The following is a 20,131-nucleotide window of genomic DNA, read 5'->3' on the forward strand; positions in this document are numbered from 1 at the left end:
TAAAGTAGAACAAAACAAGAACATGAAACTAACAATCCCATATTATCTACATAAAGCAGGCGCTGGTTTCCCTTCTCCTGCAACTGATTATATCGAAGAAGATATTGATTTAAATATGCATTTGATAAGAAATGTTCCAGCAACTTTCATTATCAGAGTGCAAGGTAAATCAATGGTCGATGTTGGAATTAATGATGGAGATTTATTGGTTGTCGACAAAAGTTTGAAACCAAAAAACTTTTCAACGGTGATTGCTAATGTTCATGACGAACTTGTGGTTAAAAGTTTAGTTCAAGAAAGAGATAAAAAATTTTTAACGTCAGGATCTAAAGAGTTTACTGACAGAATTTTAATTAACGAAGAACAAGATATCTTTATTTGGGGAGTTGTAACTTATGTCATCCATTCTACGTACTAAAAAAATAGCATTAGTTGATTGTAATTCTTTTTATGTTTCGTGTGAAAGATTATTCAATCCTAAAATAAGAAGAAAGCCTGTTGTCGTTTTATCCAATAATGATGGTTGTATCATTTCAAGATCTACTGAAGCAAAAGCTTTAGGAATTAAAATGGGTGAACCCTATTTTAAAGCAAAAGATATTATCATCAAAAATAAAGTAGAAGTTTTTTCATCTAATTATTCTTTGTATGGTGATTTATCTAGAAGAGTAATGCGAACTCTTAAAAGATTTAATTCAGATATGGAAATTTATTCTATTGACGAAGCATTTTTAGATTTATCAAATTTTCCAGATCAAGATGTAGAAAAAATTGGAAAAGAGATTAGGGAAACAGTTTTACAATGGACTGGTATTCCAACTAGTATTGGAATTGCTAAAACAAAAACCTTGAGTAAAATCGCAAATCAAATTGCAAAGAAAAAGCAATCAGGAGTTACTAGCCTAATTGGAATTGATAACTTAGATCCTGTGCTTGAAAAAATTGAAATTAATGATGTCTGGGGTGTTGGTAAACAATTAACAAAATTTTATAATAAAAATGGAGTTTATAATGCAAAGCAACTTAAGAATAAATCTAACAGCTGGATTAAGAAATCTTCTAATGTTTTGGGCTCAAGAACTGCAATGGAACTTAAAGGGATTCCTTGTATTAATTTGGAGACAACTACTACAAAAAGAAAAAGTTGTGTTGTATCAAGATCGTTTGGGAAAAGAGTTGAAAGATTTCAAGAATTAAAAGAAGCAGTTGCAAATTATTGTTTAAATGCATCTGAAAAAATTAGATCAGAATCGTTGGTTGCAAAAGCAATCACAGTATTTGTTAGAACCAGTCCCTTTCAAAGGAACTATGGTTACTATTCAAATGCAAAGACTATTGATTTTCCAATTGCAACAAATAACAGTATTGAAATAGTTAAAACCGCAGTAACAATTTTGGAAACAATTTTCAAAAATGGTTATCAATATCAAAAAGCAGGAGTAATGCTTACAGGACTTTCAAATGCTAATGAAAAAACAAACTTATTTTCATCTGAAAAAGATGAAAAGATAAATAGTTTAATGAGATCTATTGATAATACTAATCATCGATATGGAAGATCTACTTTAAGTGTTGCAAGTGCTGGTGTTCAAAAGAAATGGAACATGAAAAGAGAATATTCTTCCAAGATAGATACAGCTGATTTTTATAGTCTTCCAACAATTAGAGTTAATTAAGTTTAAAAGCCTTAGTAGAACCGTCTTTATATTGAAATTCTACTTCTGTTTTTGAGACACGTTTTAGAGATGAAAAACCATCATAATTAGTAATAAAATCATTTAAATTTTTTCTACCCTTTTTACTCATCTTCTTACCTGGTGCATTAACACCAACATCAACAATAACATCCGCTCCGTTTAAAAATGCATTTATCCAAGCTTTTACTGGGGGACCACAGGTCATGGCTTCTGTTAACCAAATAGGCTTATCAACATCTACACTTTTTAATAAGGCTGCAAACTCATCTACCCAAAGCTCTTTATCACATTTTCCATCAGGAGTGCTTATGTGATGAATATTAGCAATATCAAAATTATCTTTTATTTTTGGTAAAACATATTTCCAAAACTTTTTATTTTCTGGAAACATTCCAGCAGCACCTGCCATAACTATTATAGAGTCTTTTTGTTTTTCTTTAATAATTTTTGAAGAAAAATTAAAAATTTCTATAAACTCATCTTTCTTTCCTTTAAAGAACATCTTAAATTCTGGTTCGTTCATTATCTCCCAATATAAAATTGGCTTAGTTAATCCTTGCATATCATTATTACCATCTCCATCATAACGATCTACTAGTGCTAAAAGAAAAGTTTTATAATTATCCATTGAACAAGGTTTGCTTAAATACTTTGAAAAATGTTTACCAAAAGGACTTCTTGCTTTTTTTCTTTTACAAGATTTTTGTTCCCAATTAGAGTACGGCCAAATAGTTGCTATGATTTTTTGATTATGTTCTTGAGCATAAACAACTTGCACATCAGCTTCATCCCAGGAATAACTTCCTTGTTTCCTTTCAATTTTATTCCATACAAAAGGTCCTGGATGTGGCCTTACCCATTGACCCTCTTTTCCTCTCATTCTTTCATCGCGCATTTCTGTTAACTCACCAAATCTTGACTCAGAATAAGAAAATTTTAATGAAAAAATGAAAAAAATTAAAATATTAAAAAATATAATTTTTTTCATTTTAAATTAATCAACAGGCTTAAGTTTTGGGTTGATATTTCTGTCTACTTTTTTAATTGATTTTCCTCTTCTAACCTCATCATAAAAAACAACTTGAGTTGGCATTTTACGATTTTTGAGCTCTTTGTACTTACTAATTAAATTACGATATATTCCATGCTTAAAATATATTCCTTCTGGTTTAAAAAAAATTGGAGATTTTAATATTTCTACTTTTTTAATACCATCCACCCATGCATCTATTCTTTTATTTTTAAAATCTAAACAAAAAGAAATATCTGTCCAAACGTCTTTCATTTTTCTTAGTGGCTTTAATGTAGTATATACTGATTTATCAATAACGTCTGTTGCTGAACCACTAAGTTCGTGCCAATTAAAAAATAAATATCCTTTATGTGCATCAATTTGAATCAAGGGTGGAAAAGAAGCTAGGCCACCTGATGCTGTACCTGTAGGACCACCAATTTGATGAACTTGACCTAAAGTAGTACTTGCTGGAGCTACATCAAAAAAATCTTTAGATAACATTAAACTAAATCCATAGCACTGTTTTCCTTTTGGAGCCTGTCTTGGTTTTGTTGAAAACTCAACTCTTTCTCGATCAGTGTCACAATCACTCCAAAAATCATCTCTAAAGCAATCACCATCTCTAAGTTCAAATCGCTGAAAATATTTTCCAGCACGTGCTTTTGTTTCATCTTTAATGTATTGAAAGTTGTAATCATTGTGATCCATAAAGTTTTTATGAAACTTAAAACCACTATTCTTGGTTTTTAAACCAAATTTTCCCTCTTCATCTTTAAATGTTTTGGATATTGCCAGGGAAGGAATTAATAACAAACCCAGAACCACGACTGCTAAAAATTTTTTCATTATCCTCCGAAAGCGATCTGACTTGAGTAATGAACATAGCAGCCCTCAGAATGTTTACTTTTGCAATTCTTTAAACCAACACCCTCTGCAATTTTTTTAGATGGACCTTTGATTTTAAATAAATATTTTTCATTTTTTTTATTTTTTATAACAACTACAAAGTTGTTTCTTATCTCTGGTTTGTATTTTCCAGTAAAGTAATAACATCGCTCTCCCATGAAATCGTTTTGTTTTTTTAATTTTTTAGTATCTGATTTTAAAATTTCTTTAAAAGTAACTTCTTGATTTTTTGATGTACAATACTTCATTCTTTGTTTTTTTGGTACATCACACATTCTTTTATCAAATACCAAATTTTCAAATTTTTTAATATTTGGATGATTTGGAAATTTTTCTTTATAAAATGAATAAAAGCTTAGTTCAGATGGAAAATGTTTTGAGTGAGTTTTTTTATATTTTTTGGCACTGCCTACACTATCATTCACTTTTGCATGTTTCCAAATAAGTTTGTTATTGTTTAAGGTTTTTATTAGAAATTCAATAGCATGATGTAAATTTTGATATTCTTTTTTATACTTTCTATCCCATAAACTATAACCTTGTATTTCAGCAATATGAGCCATCTTAATCAAACCCATTATTGTTTTAGCGGTATAACCTATTGCATGAGCACCTCTTTGAGCCTCTAGGGGAAATGCACCTGATTTTGTCATTGTTAATAAATATAAATCCCAAAACTCTAATTCTTTTTCAAAACCTTTTTTATCATTAAGTATTGATAATGCTCCTAAATGCATGTTTGTTAATTCAAGTAAATGATTTTGAGGAACTTTCTTCTTACATAAATTATATTTTTTAAGACTTTCAAATTTACAATTTTTTTGAGTATGAGTGTAATATTTTAGGTTTGGTTCATATCTATCATAAAACCATTTCTTAAAACCAGCTACAGGTTTCATATTTTCGGCTTTTAAAGCAATTGCATAGGCCTCAATCATTGGCGCACCAAAATATTTTTCAAATAAAAAAACAGCTTCAGAACTTTTAATTTTTTTATAATCATGCGGCCATTCAGACCAGTTAGTAGGTTTTAATAGATCATTTTTAATTATTTTTTCCATGCTTGATATTATTTTTTTACAAGCTTTCTTTTCACCAATTAGACAAGCTCTTGATACAGCATTTATATTGTCAGGAGCTTCATAAATCCACTGCTTCATGTTAAAATATTTTTTTCCTTCTCTTAATAAATTTTCATCCAACCATTTATCAGTAAAGGTATCTGGAAAATCTGGTAAAATATAACTTTCATCAATTTTTTCAAAACATTGATAATCACAATTCGCAGGAGAAAAACTTTCAAAATCAACCATTATATCTCCAGGATTTTTTAAGCCCTCTGCAGAGACTTTTCCAAATATTAAAAAACTTAAAGTTAGTATAATGATAAAAAAATTTTTCATTTAACCTTTAATCACTGAATGAACAATTTTTTTCCAATTATAATTTCTATATAATGAACTAACTACTATTATCCTTTTATTATCCAAATCAATTAAAATTTGCTGGCCCGCAAATCCACTTAATCCTAAAATTATTCTCTTCTTATCAATTCCAAAAATATCAAAATGAATTTGACCGCCATATGATTTTGTATAAAGGCCTACGTCTGTTGCATGTTTTGTGTTATCTTTCTTTTTAATTCTATTTTCATAAATATTTTTTAAATATTTACCAGCACAAGTATCATTATGCCAATCATCCATCATTGTTTTAGCAATTCTTAAGTAATCATATCTATTTGCATAAAAGGAGTATCTTGCAGAAACAAAGTCTTCATATTTTAAATATTTTCTAGATTTTTGAAATTGTACTTTATTTTTAACTCCAACATGTTCATTGAATACTTTATGTAATAATTTATCCCAATTATCACCAGCTTTAAATTTCACATAATTCATAATCACATTAGTAGTCAGAGCACTGTAATTATAAATTAATTTACTTTTTTCTGTACCTCTTAAATATTTATTCATCACCTTAACAAGACCAATTACATTTACATTTTCTTCTTTTTTCAAACCTTTGATCCTGTTGTCGGAACCAACATTTCTTCTTTCACCAACCCATTTTTGATCCCCACCTTTCATATTCAAAAGATCAAGCAGTATTGAGTCTTGATAAAGGGTATTTTGAATTAAAGGCCAATCATCTAATTTTACATTTATATTATCAATATAACCTTCGCAGATTGCGTGCCCTGTTACATAAGACACTAAACTTTTACCCATTGAGTGCGATGGAAGCATACCGTTAATAATTTTATCCCCTTGAACTGAAGATGGTATATCAGACTCATCAATTACAATTTGATCATTTTCAAAAAGTAAGTAACTAATAATTCCAGTGTTTTTATTATTTTTAAATTCTTTTAAAACATTTTTATCTTGTCTTAGATTTGATTTAAACTTGTAGTGATTTTCTGATCCTTTAACTACCCAACCTTCATAATCTCTAAGTGGATAATCCCAAGTATTTTTGTTTTTATTTGCGTAAGTTGAAGTTGAAAATATTAATATACAAATAACTATTAAGATTTTTTTCATTTACCTTTTTTAAACCGATCGTGTAGTAGTTTTTTGTGATTATATTTATATTTTTTATTATTATAATGGAGTGAATTAACAACCAGTATTCTTGAATTTTCCACATCAATTAAAATCATATTCCCGCCATAGCCACCCATGCCAAATATAATTTTGTCTTTTAATCCTGGAAAATCCATATGAAATTGACCCCCATATGATTTTGTGCGATTAAATAAAGGCTCTTCTTTTTCTTTGCTTCCTTTTGGTATTCTTCTTTTATAAATTTCTTTTAAATATTTTCCAACACAAGTATCATTCTGATAATCATCCATTATAGCTTTTGCAATTCTAAGATAGTCAAATCTTGTTGCCATTATGTTGGGATGTCCATTTCCATTCTTTTCTTGAAAACTAGTATAGCCATAACGAATGCTATTTTTGATCTTTATCTTATCATTGAAAACTTTGCTATAAAATTTGTCATAATCTTCACCGATTTTAAATTTCATATAGTTTAAAATTAACTGAGTAACAAATCCATTATAATTGTATTTCTCTTTAGATTTTTTTGTATTTTTGTTTCTAAAGTGTGAGCGCATAGTTGTTTCAATATCTCTATCTTCATATGCACCTAATTTACTGGTACCATCTTCAAATTCATCAATATATTTTTGATCACCAGTATTCATATTTAAAAAATTAATTAATTTTTGATCATGATAAAGTGAATCTTTAATTACAGGCCAGTCATTTACTCTTGCATCAACTCCATCGATATAACCCTCACATATTGCGTGACCTACTAAATAAGAAGTTACTGACTTACCCATTGACATTGAATAAAATTTTGTTTCATTATTCAAAAATTCTCCCAGTCTTTCTTTAGGAGAAAGTTCGTCAATCAATACTTCACCATCTTGATAATATAAATAACTAAGGATACCTTTAGTTTTCATTTGTTTTTTTAAAAATTTATCTTCCATTAAGTTAAATTTAAAATCGTAGGAACTATTTGTTGTTTTAAACTCTTTTAAATGTGAGCCTCTATCTCTATAAGAGTATTTCCATAAATAATAAATCAAGGTGTCTCTATTTGGGTTTGAGTGATAAGCAATATTTGTGCCTGATAATGCTTTATTATCTATCTTGATATCTAGATTGTTAGATCCTTGAAATTGATCACATTTATTATAATACCAATTATTGCTATATTTTGGTTCTTCTTTGCAAATTGGGTTTGGTTCTAAGTTTACATATTGATGATAACCGTTTTCTAAAAGCCATTGATTGAATTGATTTTGGTTGGAGGCCTCAGAAGCAAATAGATTGTTTTGAAATGAAAAGATTAATACAACAATTAAAATTATATTTTTCATAATTTATATGTTGTCCCTTGATTTAAAAGTCAGCACAACCAGACTTTGTTATAATATTACAAACTTAGCAAATATTAAAGATACGGTCAAAATAAATAAAAAACAAAATAGGTTTATTTATTAAGCTTTAAAGAGCTTGTCGGAAAGATTTTGTAAATCCTCACCCCAAAAAACTTCTTTTTGAATACGTTTGAAATCTAAATCAAAAACAGTGGACATTGCTGATGCATAAACGGATCTAGCATCAATTGTAGCGTTAAGATCTCTGCCTTGATATAATTCTTTTTTCTTTAAACCTGGCCAATCTGTATGAACTTGGCTTTTCTTTAATAAACCCCCTGCCATAAATATTGCGGTTCCATAGCCATGCTCAGTTCCATTTCCTCCGTTTTGTTTTATGGTTCTACCAAACTCAGTCACTGTTAAAATAATTGTATCTTTGTAAGCTTCCTGAAGATTATCCTTCAAATTATTAATAATTTCATCCATTTCAACTAAACATTTTGTATGAGTGCCATCCACACCCCCTTGTGCTGCGTGAGTATCAAAACCATTAACTTCAAACACTGCTACTCTTGGACCATCTGATTTTCTCAAATATGTAGCTGCTTGTCTTGCAAGATTTTTATTTTTTCTTTTTCCACGACGATAGGAACCGCCGCCCATCATTTGTTCATCTTTTCTTTTTTTAATGAAGTCCATCATCTCGTAAAGCTCATCTTCTGAGCTTTCGGCATAAACTGATCTTAAAAGATCCAAAGTGTCTTTCTGTGGAAGTTTTCCATCTGCTGGAAAATAGTTATTATTTTTTGGAATACCTCTAAGCAATAATGGCATTGGTAATGATAGTGCTAATCCATCACCTTGTAGTTTCGCTAGCTTCATTGCTCTTCCAACCCATCCTGTTTTTTCTTGGTAGGCAATTTTTCCACCTGACTCCATTAAATTTTGGCCTTCAAAATGTGATCTTTGCGTGTAGGGAATACTAGTTGCATGAACTATTGATCCTGTATTATCATTCCAACATTTATTAAATCCTATTAATCTTGGATGCAAAGCAAAATCAGAATTAAGTTTTATTGTATCTTCAATTAAGATATTTTTTCGTCTTTTTTCAAAATTTTTGTCTCCAATTATAGGTACCGCACAAAGACCATCCATACCTCCACGTAACATAATTACCACTAAGTTCTTTTTCCTTGATGATGAAGCTAAAGCTGGAAGATTAAATCCTGCTAAAAATAAAGTTGTAGCTGAACCTTTTAAAAAATCTCTTCTTGATATCTTCATGCTCTTAATACCTCTGGTAAATTAAATAAAATCATATGCTTTTCTTCATTACTTTTAGCTTTTGAAACTATCTTTAAAATTTTGTCTGGATTATCAAAATTTGTTCGAATAATTTTTTCATGAATAGTATCGTCTATCTGATCTTTAATTTTGTATGTATGAAAAGCTCTTTTCGCATACATTAATCTTCTAATTATCAATTCAGTAGATAACCAATCAGTTGATAAATCTGAATATCCATTAGGTTGTTTGGATCTATATGGATGATAACCTATATCTTTTAACAACCGATCAGGTTCTCTCAACTCTTGACTAATTAAATTACCTAATTCAAACTTATCCATCTTCTTTTCTGGTATTGGATATGCGTATGTAGCGCCTGACATATTTATAGTTTGCAACCACCAATTTTCAGGGTTTTGAAATTTTTTATATTTATCATTGTATTCAAATGCAACTTTAATTGCAGCTTTATGAACTTCTGGTAGATGTCCATCTGATTGTTCCCAAGCTTTAATAATTGGAGCAATCATCTCTTTTGTTGGGTTGTCAGTAATTAGATACCTACAAAGTTTTGTTGCTATAAATTCTCTACATGAAGGATGATTTACCAAATCTTTAATAGCAATTTTCAAACTTTTTTTTCCTGCTTTATACTCTTTACCAAAAACATATTTTTTTCCTGGCTCATGTCGCTTTGACATAAATCTAATATCTGTTCCTTGATCTTTTGATTTTGTCCACTTTGGTCTCCAGCCCGTCATTATGCATGCAAGTCCCATGACATCTTCTTGAGTATAACCAGCCTTTGGTGAAACCGTATGAAGTTCCATTAATTCTCTAGCATGATTTTCATTTATTGTTGCAGGTTCATTTTCTTTCTTACGCCAATCTTCTTTTCCACTTATAGATTTTGGTCCAATATTATCTTTATTATCTAGATGCATTATCATCGGCCATGCAATAGTTCCTTCTATTGCCATAGTTTCAAAAGTTTTGTCCATGTTAGCTCTTATGAATTCTCTTTGATAAGCTCCTGTTGAAAAGCTTGGTAACCTTTGAGTGTCACTTATTGTAAAATGATTGGTCCAAAAATACCAAAGTTTAGCAAGTACAGGGTTATCGCTTCTTACTGCTTCTGCATGTCTGATACAAATTTCGTTATTAGGCCAAAATTTTGCCCCACTATCATCTTCAAGTTTCTTTTCAGCTATTCTTAACCCTTCAGGATCATTTTTATATTTCTTTTTAAAAGTGGTTTCTTCAGTAACTCTTTGTTTGATCCAATGTTTTCTCATTTCTTTTTCAGAAAAAATATATTTACCCTTCCAATTTAATTCAGGTATTGTTTCAACTTGTTTTTGAGCCCAAGATAGTGGATCAGATGGAGCTTTCTCTCCAGGTTTCAGACCAAAACCAACTTTTCTAAAAAAGCTTTTCATAACTATTTAACTGTATCAATATTATTTATGTTTTCTAGTGATTTGTCAAATTCACTCATATTTTCTCTTAGAGCTAGATTAGAAATCGAATAAATCATTATCAATAATAAAACTAGTGGTAGTGAAGTGATAATAGAAGCATTACTTTTTATTAAAAGAATATAAAAAACTATAAATAATGCTGAACGAATTAGAACCGTTTTTCTAAAAACACTAATCATAGAAAGAGAGTGTTTTAATAAATTAAAAAAACTCATTTTTGATGGACCAAAATACCTAGTGCCTCTTATAGAAGGAATAGATAATAAATTTTTTTCTATCTTTTTTAAAGAACCAGAAAAACTATTCCAAGTCGCTTTTTCATTAAGCATTTTCTCAACTGTTGATTTAGATAAACAAGTGAAATTACCAAACTTTATAGATTGATTAGTAAATGCTAAAGTTAAAATTTTATGAGCTTGATAACAAAATTTAAATATTAAACTTTCAGATCTTTTTACTCTTTCACCAATTATAGTTTTATCTTCTGATTGATCTGCAAGTTGAATAAAATTTTTAATTTCCTCTGGTCTATCCTCACCATCGCCATCCATAGGTATTACATAATCAAATTCTTTTTTCTCAAAGATATATTTAAGTCCAGAGGCAATACATCGTGCGTGTCCCCTGTTCTCTTTCATATTAATAATTTCAATAGAATTAATATTTTCAGTATTTTGATATTCATCAATTATCTGATGGGAAGATGCATCGTTAATAACAACAATTGATATCTCTGAATTTAAATCTTTTATTTCAGAATTTATATTTTCAATTAACTTAGTTAAGCTCTCTCTGTCATTATAAATTGGAATTAAAATTGAATATTTTTTCATAACTATTTTGAACCAACACAGACATTATCAAGACACATATAGTCTTTCAACTGATCGAGTTTTTCTCTTACAATAGCTCCTTCCCAAACAGGCCTTGATTGAAGATGATATGATAAATTTCCAGCATTCCACTCGTTTCCATAAACCACATTTATCTTTGAGTTAAATTGTTGATCCCAAGCATACTGAGTTTTAATAGCAATTTCTTTACCTGGATAATCTGTTCTTTTGTTATCCATTGATATTGAGACAAAGGAATAAAGTATGGGTGATAAAAAGAAAAAAAAGATAAATCCAATCACAAATGGTTTTAATTTTTTAATGTTTATTTGAGCTTGAAATAAATAAACAAATAAAGTTCCAAAAAACAAATAAAACGGTGTCATCCACATTGTTCTAACTTTAGAGCCTGTAACTACTGAAGTTAAAAACATTAAAATGATTGGTAAAATGTTAATAGCTAACAAAAAAAGTAGTTTTTTATCTTTAAATTTAAATTTGATTTTGATTTTTTTTACTAACAACCAAACTAAAATTAAGAATGGAATTAATAATAAAACTTGTTTCAAGAGAAAAATAAGTGGGAACTTAATATGATCAATTAAATTAGATTGTTCTAATCCAGTTCTAGCAAGTCCGTAGGTTATTGTAATAAATTCATTATTATTAAGCCAAATTAAATGAGGTACTAAAATAATCAAAAATACTTCTAACGTTATTAAATATTTAAAATCAAATTTTCTATCTTTTTTTATATAAATTAAATATATGAATAAGAGATCTATTGAGGCCAAAAGATAAACAAACAAATATTTAGATAAAAAACCGAAAGCCGCAAACAACCCAACTAAAAAACAATCAGAAAATTTTACCTCTTTACTATTATAAATTTTCCATGAAAAATAAACTGTTAATGACCAAAAAGGCAGCTGACAAACATTTACGTTAAATTCTGGAGTGGTAAAATTATAAAAATAAATAGCTTCTATTAGTAAGACTGAAATTAAACCTAGTAAATTATTATTAAAAAATTCTTTAGAAAATTTAAATACATAAAAAAAAGAAATAAGCATAAAAATTTGACTTAACAAATAATATGACCAATCTTGGGATCCAAAAATTTGATAAAAAACTTCTGGAAAAAAGGCACTCATTGGTGGGTGTTTATTAAATCCCCAATCTAAGTTACTTCCCCATGCTAATGCCTCAATAGTATCTAGTGGTAAATTATGATTTGCTATGGATGGAACTAAAGTCCAAAATATAAGATTTGATGTAACGAAAATATAAAATATATTATTTATATTTCTATTATTATTGGTCATTTATAAATATTTATAACAATTACACTCGCTTGACACCCCTAATTTGCTGAATATACTCCGGAAATTCAAATTTAAACTATGCCTAAGACAACTAAAGTTAAAAAAAAAGTTTCAAAACCAAAAGCTAAAGTTGCAAAACCAAAAACAAAAACTGTAGCTAAACCCAAAGTTGCGGCAAAAACTCCTGTAAAAATTTCTAAAACATATATTCCAAAAGATACTGAAAAATATATGTGTGAAAAACATAAGGTGTTTTTCAGAATGAGATTGACAGAATGGAAAAAAGAATTAGTTAAAGCCAATAACGAGGCACTTTACTTTGGAAGTATGGACGATAATAGTATTTCTGCAGATGTAGTTGATCAAGCAAGTTCATACACAGATAAAAATGTCGAGATGAAAGCTATCAATAGACAAATCAAATTAATTTCCGAAATTGATAAAGCACTTGCTAGAATTAGAGAAGATATTTACGGATATTGCTTAGATACAGCTGAGCCTATTGGATTAAAAAGATTAATAGCAAGACCTGTTGCAAAATACACTATTGCAGCTCAAGAAAAGCATGAAAAAAATGAAAAAGTTCATGCTGACGATTAACTTTAAATTAATCTAGTACCTTTATTTTATCACCTATTTTGATACTAGAAGAGGTAAGCACCTGACATCTTAGACCACCTCTTCTTAAAAACTCTTTTAAAATATTATCTTGTCCAAGAACTTCTGTTAAATGTCTGCATGGCCGACATAAATCAATGCCTTCAATTTCTACATTGCCAACTAATATCTTTTTACCAACTAAATCATTCAATTGAATTCCTTTTGTAACAATATTTCGTCTAAAATTTATATAAGGGATGTTTAATCCAAATTTGACATTGTAATAATCAATATTTTCAGACTCGATTAAAGATAACTGATTATATGGATCATTAAATTCTTTAAAATGTCTATCTCCTACAACACCTTGATTAGTCAGGACTTCAATTGAGTTTACTTCATTTATTGGTTGATTATTTTTAATTGAAATTCCTAATTTATAAACTTCAGACATATTTAAATGAGGTTAATTTAAATCTTAAATGAAAACAAGCAAACAATGGGATTTAAAGGCTTGGAATTTTTGAACCATCTTTTAAAAGATCGTACCCTTTTATAACTGCATCACGGTTTGATATCTCAAGATACCATCTAGATAAATTTTTGTAATTCTTTAATCCAATATCATGCCACTCATGTCTCGCAAACCAAGGGAAAGTTGCAATATCAGCAATTGTATACTTTGCTCCAGCAAGAAATTTTGACTCTTTCAATCTATTATCTAATTCTTGATATATTCTCTTTGCAATTTTAAAGTATCTCTCTTCACCAAATTCACTCTTGCCAGGATTGTAGTGATGAAATTGATGGTGTTGACCTATCATGGGTCCAATGGTTCCCATTTGGGCCATTAACCATTGATTAATTTTTAATCTATCTTGTTGATCATAAAGCTTTCCACTCTTTTCTCCTAGATATATTAGAATAGCTCCAGACTCGAAAATACTTTCATTGTTATCATGGTCGGTGATTACTGGAATTTTACTAAAAGGACTTAACTTTACAAACTCTGGTTTAAATTGCTCATCTTTACTTATGTCTATTTTTGTTACTTTATAATCGTAACCAATCTCTTCAAGCATAATAGAAATTTTTTTACCATTTGGCGTGTCAGCTGTAAAAAGTTCTATCACTCTTTAACACCAAGTCTATTTTTTATAGTTTTAGACGAAGTAGTAAATTCAAATCTATACTTTTCATCGGGTCGAGCTAATTTAAAACAAGCTCTAGCAGCTAATGCTCCTTCATGAAAACCTGACAAAATAAGTTTTAACTTTCCAGGGTAATTACATATATCTCCAACAGCATAAATACCTTTTTTGTTGGTTTCAAATTTTTCTGTATCAACTTCAATAGTTTTTTTATCAATATTAAGTCCCCAATTTGCAATAGGACCTAACTGCATTATCAATCCAAAAAAACCTAAAACATAATCAGTCTTAAAAGTTTTGATTTCACCATCATCATGTTTGATACCAATACTATCCAAACTTTTTTCACCACTAACATTTGCTAACTGATATTTTGTGTAAAGATTGATTGTGCCTGATTTTGCAAGTTCCTGTACTTTATCTACCGTTGATTGTGCACCTCTAAAATCATCTCTTCTGTGTATTAAATTTACTTTAGAAGTTTTTGATAATTCAACGGCCCAATCTAATGCACTATCTCCACCTCCAAAAATAGAGACTGTTTTTCCCTCAAATACCTTTTTATCTTTTACAGAATATAAAATTGATTGATTTTCGTATTTTTCACACTCTTTTGGTGCAAATTTTCTTGGCTCAAAAGAGCCAACACCACCAGCAATAATTACGTTTGGCGTAATAAAAGTTTTTCCAGCGTTTGTTTTTACCAACCAGTTATTGTTTTCTTTTTTAACTTCGTCCACTCTTTCATTTAAATGAATAGGTATATTAAAAGTTTTAATTTGGTTTATTAAATTATTTGTTAACTCTTCTCCCGTACATTCAGGAACTGCTGGAATATCATATATTGGTTTATCCGGATAAAGCTCGATACATTGCCCTCCAATTTTATCTAGGTTATCAACAATCTCACAGTTAAGACCAATTAATTTTAATTGATGGGCGGTAAAAAGTCCTGTTGGACCTGCTCCAATTATTAATGCATCTGTTTTATTCATCTAACCTTGTTTTGATGGAATGTTTACAACTAGACCCTCTAATTCATCTGAAACAACTAACTGACAACTTAATCTGCTATTTTGTTTTGGCTCAAATGCCATATCTAACATATCTTCTTCACCATCTTCTTTGACTGGAAGTTTATCTTGCCATTCTTCATTTACATACACATGGCATGTTGCACACGCCATTCCACCTCCACAATCAGCATCAATTCCTGGAATATCATTTTGAACTGCACCCTCCATAACTGTTAATCCATTTTGGACTTCGATCGAGTGAGTTTTATTGTCGTGAGTATTATAAGTTATTTTGACCATGAGTTAGATATAATGACTTAAAAAAAAAGGGCAAGTACGTAAAAACATACCTGCCCTTAATTTAAACTTTTTAGTAAAACTACTTAGCTCTACCAGGTTGTTGCATTGCTGCTGCCCAAATGATTAGACCAAAAGCGATCTTGTTCAAAAAGTCAGCTGCGTTGTAAATCACGTTTAGTGAGTTAGCGTCTACTCCACCTGTTAGGTAACCAAAAATGTAACCTAATGGGTAAATAGCCCAACCTACAGTAACGATCATTCTCATTGCACCAAAAGCAGTTACAAGTGCTTTGTTACCACTTTTCGCTGCTCTCTTACCTGCTTCACCAGAGAATACTTCATAAAGAATGTATACCCAACCAGCCATACCGATAATGAAACCAAGTGTAGCGTTGATGTATCCTGCTTCTCCTAAGTATCCACCTAATAGCATTACTAGTGTACCAAGCATCAATCTCCAGAAAATTCCTGAATCTGCTTTGTTTACTGCTGATAGAACAAAATAGAATTCTAACATTAGTAATGGAACTGTAATTAACCAGTCAATGTATCTGTAAACAGTTGGTGAGTCACCAGTCATGATCCATACATCTCTCATGTACATGTAGTGTACGAATGCAATACCAGTTACTAGACCAGCAACTGTCATTGAAACTCTCCAACCAGCTGGAACTGAACTTCTTTCTAAGAAAAAGAATACAGTAGCAGCTAAACAAGCCATTGATACTAACCAAAATGAAATACCTACGAAATCATCTTGAGCTAACATCACTGTCTCTGCGTTTGCTACACCTGTAACACCCATTAGGGCAACAGCTGTAAGAGCAAACAATTTAAGTTTTTTCATAAAAAACTCCCTCTTTAGTTAGTTTTTAATTTTTAGTTTATATAAACTAAGCTCGAGAAACCTCGAACAAAGAATTTGGCCTAAATAACAAATAATTTTAGATTAATAAAGATATAAAAACGAAGCAGAAGATTTAATTTTTTATTAATTTACGTTGATTTTACTTATTTTTTAAAATTAAATGCAATTTGTGATTTAAAAACCAATAAAAAATAAAAAATCGAATCAAAATTATGTCAGATAAATTTCAAAAAATTTACGACCAATCTATACAAAATCCTGAAAAATTTTGGCAAGAAGCATCTAATGACATCTTCTGGTTTAAAAAACCTAGTAAAATTATAAATAAATCTAACCCTCCATTCTATAAATGGTTCGAAGATGGTGTGACCAACACTTGTTACAATGCTTTAGACATCCATATTGATCAAGGTAGAGGAAAAAAAACTGCTCTTATCTATGACAGCCCAATTACAGGAAACAAAAGTCAATTCTCATACGAAGAGCTAAGATCAAAAGTTTCAAAATTTGCAGGAGCACTAACTATGCAAGGAGTTACTAAAGGGGATCGAGTAATTATTTACATGCCAATGATTCCTGAGGCAGTTATTGCAATGCTAGCTTGTGCAAGAATTGGCGCAATTCACTCCGTTGTCTTTGGTGGCTTTGCTTCAAACGAACTTGCAAGCAGGATAGATGATAGTAAGGCAAAATTATTAGTTACAGCCTCATGTGGTTTTGAACCTGGAAGAACTGTTGAATATAAACCATTAGTGGATGAAGCTATTAAATTAGCTAATCATAAAATTGATAAAATGATTTTATTTCAAAGACTAGGTCACGAGGTAAAATTGAATGCTCCAGTTGAAGTTAGTTGGGAGGAAGTAATATCAAGCGCATCTGATGTTGATTGTGCAGAAATGAATTCAAATGAACTTGCTTATATTTTATATACCTCAGGCACAACTGGAACGCCCAAAGGTATAGTAAGAGATATAGGTGGTCACATAGTTGCTCTTAAATGGACTATGAAAAATATCTACAATATTGATGCAGATGATATTTGGTGGTCAGCGAGTGATATTGGTTGGATTGTTGGACACTCTTATATTGTCTACGCTCCATTATTTAAAGGATGCACTACAGTATTATTTGAAGGTAAGCCAGTCGGTACTCCTGATGCTGGAGCTTTCTGGAAAATTATATCTGACTATAAAGTTAAATCTTTGTTTACAGCCCCTACTGCTTTTAGAGCTATTAAAAAAGAAGATCCTGAAGGTAAGTTTTTTTCAAAATATGATTTAAGTAATTTTGAAAGCCTTTTCCTTGCAGGAGAAAGGGCAGATCCAGATACAATTAAGTGGGCGGAAAATTTATTAAAAGTTCCAGTGATTGATCATTGGTGGCAAACTGAAACTAGCTGGGCAATTAGCTCTAATTGTACTGGAATTGAAATGATGGAAACTAAATATGGTTCGGCTTGCAAAGCTGTACCAGGTTATGACGTTAAAATTATTAAACCCGATCAAACTTTAGCAAAACCAAATGAAATGGGAGACATAGTTGTTAAGCTTCCACTTCCTCCAGGAACTTTTCCAACATTATGGAATGCAGATCAAAGATATAAAGAAAATTACATGACTAATTATGAGGGTTATTACCAAACTTACGATGCAGGCCACATCGATGAGGATGGTTATATTTGGATTATGTCTAGAACAGACGATATTATCAATGTTGCAGGTCACAGATTATCAACTGGCGCTATCGAAGAAGTCTTATCTGAACATCAATCAGTTGCAGAATGTGCGGTACTTGGAATTGCAGACAAATTAAAAGGACAGCTTCCTATAGGGCTTGTTGTTTTAAAATCAGGAGTAGATAAAGATAATGAAACAATTTCTAAAGAATGTGTGCAGATGGTCAGAGATAAAATTGGACCTGTTGCAGCATTTAAAGTTGTAATTGTTATTAAAAGATTACCAAAAACAAGATCTGGAAAAATTTTAAGAGGAACAATTAGAAAGATTGCTGACAATGTTGAATATAAAGTGCCACCAACAATTGACGATCCAGCAATTTTAACAGAAATTAAGGAAGATTTAATTAAACATAAAATTTTAAATAATGATTAAAACATATTTATTTCTTACAGGTGCAGTATTTTGTGAAGTTGCTGGAACAATGTTATTGCCAGTCTCTCAAAATTTTACAAAACTTGCACCAACAGCCGCTCTTTCATTTTTTTATCTTTGTGCGTTCTATCTTTTAACCTTTGTTGTAAATAAACTTCCAATTGCAATCGTTTATGCAACATGGAGTGGTCTGGGAATTTTTACTATTGCTATAATGGGCTATATTTTTTTTAAACAAACTTTAGCTTGGCAAGCAGTTTTAGGATTATTTTTAATTGTTTTGGGAGTAATTCTAGTAAATAGTTTTACAGGAAAAGTTAGCTAAATTTCAGAGGTGTACCATCAGGATCACCTAAGATTTTACCATTTTGCATTTTAATATTTCCAGCAATGATAGTTGAAGTTGGAGTTCCTTTAAACTTTTGTCCATTAAAAGGAGTCCAGCCACATTTACTTTCAATATTTTCATTTTTAATTTCAATTGTTTTATTCATATCCACAATTGTAAAATCAGCATCAAAACCTTCTTTAATAAAACCTTTGTTTTTAATTCCAAAAATCTTAACTGGATTTTCACACACAAGATTAATTAACTGGTTAAGAGAAAGTTTCCCATCGTTAACATGATTAAGCATAACTGGCATTAAAGTTTGAACACCAGGCATACCAGATGGTGAATTGGGATAACTTTTTTCTTTATTAATTTTTAAATGCGGAGCATGATCTGAACCTATTGTGTCATTCATATTATTTCTTACTCCATACCATAATCTATCATAATGAGACTTATCTCTTAAAGGGGGATTCATCTGGGCATACGTTCCAAGCTTGTCATAACAATCTGGTGCATAAATTGTTAAATGCTGAGGAGTAATCTCAAAAGTAATGTTTCCTTTATGTTGAGATAAAAAATCAATCTCTTCTTTAGTTGTTATATGAAGAATATGTGCTTTTTTATTATGTCTTTCAGCAATTCTTACAATCCGTCTTGTAGATGATATTGCACATTCTGAACTTCTCCAAACTGGGTGTGAGTGAACATCACCATCTTTAATTAACTTTTTATTTGCATTTAAAATTGCTTCATCTTCAGAGTGAACTGCTACAACTTTTGAACTATTTTGAAAAACCTTATCAATATCGTCTTCTTCTGCAACTAAGAGATTGCCAGTAGATGATCCTGCAAAAAGTTTAATTCCACAGCACCCTTCTAAACCTCTTAAACTTGCCAAATCTTCTGCGTTATCAGCCGTTGCACCAAAATAAAAAGCATAATTGCAATACATTCTATTTTTTGCGAGATCTAATTTTCTTTGAAACTCCTCCATATTAGAAGTTGGTGGGTTTGTGTTGGGCATTTCAAATACGCTGGTAATTCCTCCAGCTATTGCTGCTCTACTTCCAGAGTGTAAATCTTCGGTGTCAGTTGATCCTGGTTCTCTAAAATGAGTTTGGGTGTCTATGCATCCTGGTAAAACTGTTTGACCTTCAGCATTTATAACTTCTTTCGCTTCCTCAGAAATTTTACCAATTTTATGAATTTTGCCATCTTTAATAGCAACATCAACATTTTTTAATTCACCATTAATATAACATTGTCCATTTTTAATTATAAGATCTAACATTTG

The 20,131-nt window shown here is 30.3% G+C and carries 20 protein-coding genes; 5 read left to right on the top strand and 15 right to left on the bottom strand.

What is annotated here, in order from left to right:
- Positions 1 to 22: 22 nt before the first annotated feature.
- Both ACIJYB_RS05465 and ACIJYB_RS05470 read left to right on the top strand, forming a co-directional pair.
- The gene (locus ACIJYB_RS05465; RefSeq protein ID WP_028036578.1) at positions 23 to 418 is read left to right on the top strand and encodes a LexA family protein; all 396 of its coding nucleotides are present in this window, start codon (positions 23 to 25) and stop codon (positions 416 to 418) included.
- Complete coding sequence (locus ACIJYB_RS05470) at positions 396 to 1,676, top strand: Y-family DNA polymerase (RefSeq protein WP_435085315.1); 1,281 nt, start codon at positions 396 to 398, stop codon at positions 1,674 to 1,676. The genes ACIJYB_RS05465 and ACIJYB_RS05470 overlap by 23 nt, the downstream gene beginning before the upstream one ends.
- Here the strand turns inward: ACIJYB_RS05470 and ACIJYB_RS05475 are convergent.
- From ACIJYB_RS05475 to ACIJYB_RS05515, 9 genes are all read right to left on the bottom strand, one after another.
- Positions 1,669 to 2,685, bottom strand: a complete 1,017-nt coding sequence (locus ACIJYB_RS05475; RefSeq protein ID WP_435150410.1) for a hypothetical protein — start codon at positions 2,683 to 2,685, stop codon at positions 1,669 to 1,671. The genes ACIJYB_RS05470 and ACIJYB_RS05475 overlap by 8 nt on opposite strands.
- A gap of 6 nt (positions 2,686 to 2,691) precedes the next feature.
- Entirely contained in the window at positions 2,692 to 3,558 is an 867-nt protein-coding gene (locus ACIJYB_RS05480; protein ID WP_435150412.1) for a heparin lyase I family protein, read from the bottom strand.
- Entirely contained in the window at positions 3,558 to 5,021 is a 1,464-nt protein-coding gene (locus ACIJYB_RS05485) for an alginate lyase family protein (protein ID WP_435150414.1), read from the bottom strand. The genes ACIJYB_RS05480 and ACIJYB_RS05485 overlap by 1 nt, the downstream gene beginning before the upstream one ends.
- Positions 5,022 to 6,164 (bottom strand): hypothetical protein, encoded by a 1,143-nt coding sequence (locus ACIJYB_RS05490; RefSeq protein ID WP_435150416.1) that lies wholly within the window; start codon positions 6,162 to 6,164, stop codon positions 5,022 to 5,024.
- Entirely contained in the window at positions 6,161 to 7,522 is a 1,362-nt protein-coding gene (locus ACIJYB_RS05495) for a hypothetical protein (RefSeq protein WP_435150417.1), read from the bottom strand. The genes ACIJYB_RS05490 and ACIJYB_RS05495 overlap by 4 nt, the downstream gene beginning before the upstream one ends.
- 120 nt (positions 7,523 to 7,642) lie before the next feature.
- Complete coding sequence (locus tag ACIJYB_RS05500; RefSeq protein ID WP_435150419.1) at positions 7,643 to 8,812, bottom strand: DUF1501 domain-containing protein; 1,170 nt, start codon at positions 8,810 to 8,812, stop codon at positions 7,643 to 7,645.
- Complete coding sequence (locus ACIJYB_RS05505) at positions 8,809 to 10,254, bottom strand: DUF1800 family protein (protein ID WP_435150421.1); 1,446 nt, start codon at positions 10,252 to 10,254, stop codon at positions 8,809 to 8,811. The genes ACIJYB_RS05500 and ACIJYB_RS05505 overlap by 4 nt, the downstream gene beginning before the upstream one ends.
- A 2-nt stretch (positions 10,255 to 10,256) precedes the next feature.
- Positions 10,257 to 11,129 carry a glycosyltransferase family 2 protein gene (locus ACIJYB_RS05510; protein WP_435150423.1) on the bottom strand — a complete coding sequence of 291 codons (873 nt, stop codon included), beginning with the start codon at positions 11,127 to 11,129 and terminating at the stop codon, positions 10,257 to 10,259.
- Between the two features lie 2 nt (positions 11,130 to 11,131).
- Positions 11,132 to 12,454, bottom strand: coding sequence for a glycosyltransferase family 39 protein (locus ACIJYB_RS05515; RefSeq protein WP_435150425.1), 1,323 nt, complete (start codon positions 12,452 to 12,454; stop codon positions 11,132 to 11,134).
- Between the two features lie 78 nt (positions 12,455 to 12,532).
- Here ACIJYB_RS05515 and ACIJYB_RS05520 point away from each other — a divergent pair, with 78 nt between their 5' ends.
- Entirely contained in the window at positions 12,533 to 13,054 is a 522-nt protein-coding gene (locus tag ACIJYB_RS05520) for a TraR/DksA family transcriptional regulator (RefSeq protein WP_435150427.1), read from the top strand.
- Between the two features lie 7 nt (positions 13,055 to 13,061).
- Here ACIJYB_RS05520 and ACIJYB_RS05525 read toward each other — a convergent pair whose 3' ends face one another.
- From ACIJYB_RS05525 to ACIJYB_RS05545, 5 genes are all read right to left on the bottom strand, one after another.
- Positions 13,062 to 13,508 (bottom strand): MOSC domain-containing protein, encoded by a 447-nt coding sequence (locus ACIJYB_RS05525; protein ID WP_435150429.1) that lies wholly within the window; start codon positions 13,506 to 13,508, stop codon positions 13,062 to 13,064.
- A 52-nt stretch (positions 13,509 to 13,560) separates the two neighbouring features.
- Entirely contained in the window at positions 13,561 to 14,187 is a 627-nt protein-coding gene (locus ACIJYB_RS05530) for a glutathione S-transferase family protein (RefSeq protein ID WP_435150431.1), read from the bottom strand.
- Positions 14,184 to 15,200, bottom strand: a complete 1,017-nt coding sequence (locus ACIJYB_RS05535) for an NAD(P)/FAD-dependent oxidoreductase (protein WP_435150433.1) — start codon at positions 15,198 to 15,200, stop codon at positions 14,184 to 14,186. Before ACIJYB_RS05535 ends, ACIJYB_RS05530 begins: the two co-directional genes overlap by 4 nt.
- Positions 15,201 to 15,521, bottom strand: a complete 321-nt coding sequence (locus ACIJYB_RS05540) for a 2Fe-2S iron-sulfur cluster-binding protein (protein ID WP_435150435.1) — start codon at positions 15,519 to 15,521, stop codon at positions 15,201 to 15,203.
- Between the two features lie 79 nt (positions 15,522 to 15,600).
- Positions 15,601 to 16,368, bottom strand: a complete 768-nt coding sequence (locus ACIJYB_RS05545; protein WP_435150437.1) for a bacteriorhodopsin-like — start codon at positions 16,366 to 16,368, stop codon at positions 15,601 to 15,603.
- A 233-nt stretch (positions 16,369 to 16,601) separates the two neighbouring features.
- On the opposite strand from ACIJYB_RS05545, the gene ACIJYB_RS05550 reads away from it, so the two are divergent.
- Positions 16,602 to 18,503 (top strand): propionyl-CoA synthetase, encoded by a 1,902-nt coding sequence (locus ACIJYB_RS05550; RefSeq protein WP_435150439.1) that lies wholly within the window; start codon positions 16,602 to 16,604, stop codon positions 18,501 to 18,503.
- Positions 18,496 to 18,828 carry a DMT family transporter gene (locus tag ACIJYB_RS05555; protein WP_435150441.1) on the top strand — a complete coding sequence of 111 codons (333 nt, stop codon included), beginning with the start codon at positions 18,496 to 18,498 and terminating at the stop codon, positions 18,826 to 18,828. The genes ACIJYB_RS05550 and ACIJYB_RS05555 overlap by 8 nt, the downstream gene beginning before the upstream one ends.
- On the opposite strand, the gene ACIJYB_RS05560 is transcribed toward ACIJYB_RS05555, so the two are convergent.
- Positions 18,821 to 20,128 carry a dihydroorotase gene (locus ACIJYB_RS05560; protein WP_435150443.1) on the bottom strand — a complete coding sequence of 436 codons (1,308 nt, stop codon included), beginning with the start codon at positions 20,126 to 20,128 and terminating at the stop codon, positions 18,821 to 18,823. The genes ACIJYB_RS05555 and ACIJYB_RS05560 overlap by 8 nt on opposite strands.
- Positions 20,129 to 20,131 lie beyond the last annotated feature (3 nt).

Source organism: Candidatus Pelagibacter bacterium nBUS_44 (assembly GCF_051200895.1).
In the GTDB taxonomy this organism is placed as follows: domain Bacteria; phylum Pseudomonadota; class Alphaproteobacteria; order Pelagibacterales; family Pelagibacteraceae; genus Pelagibacter.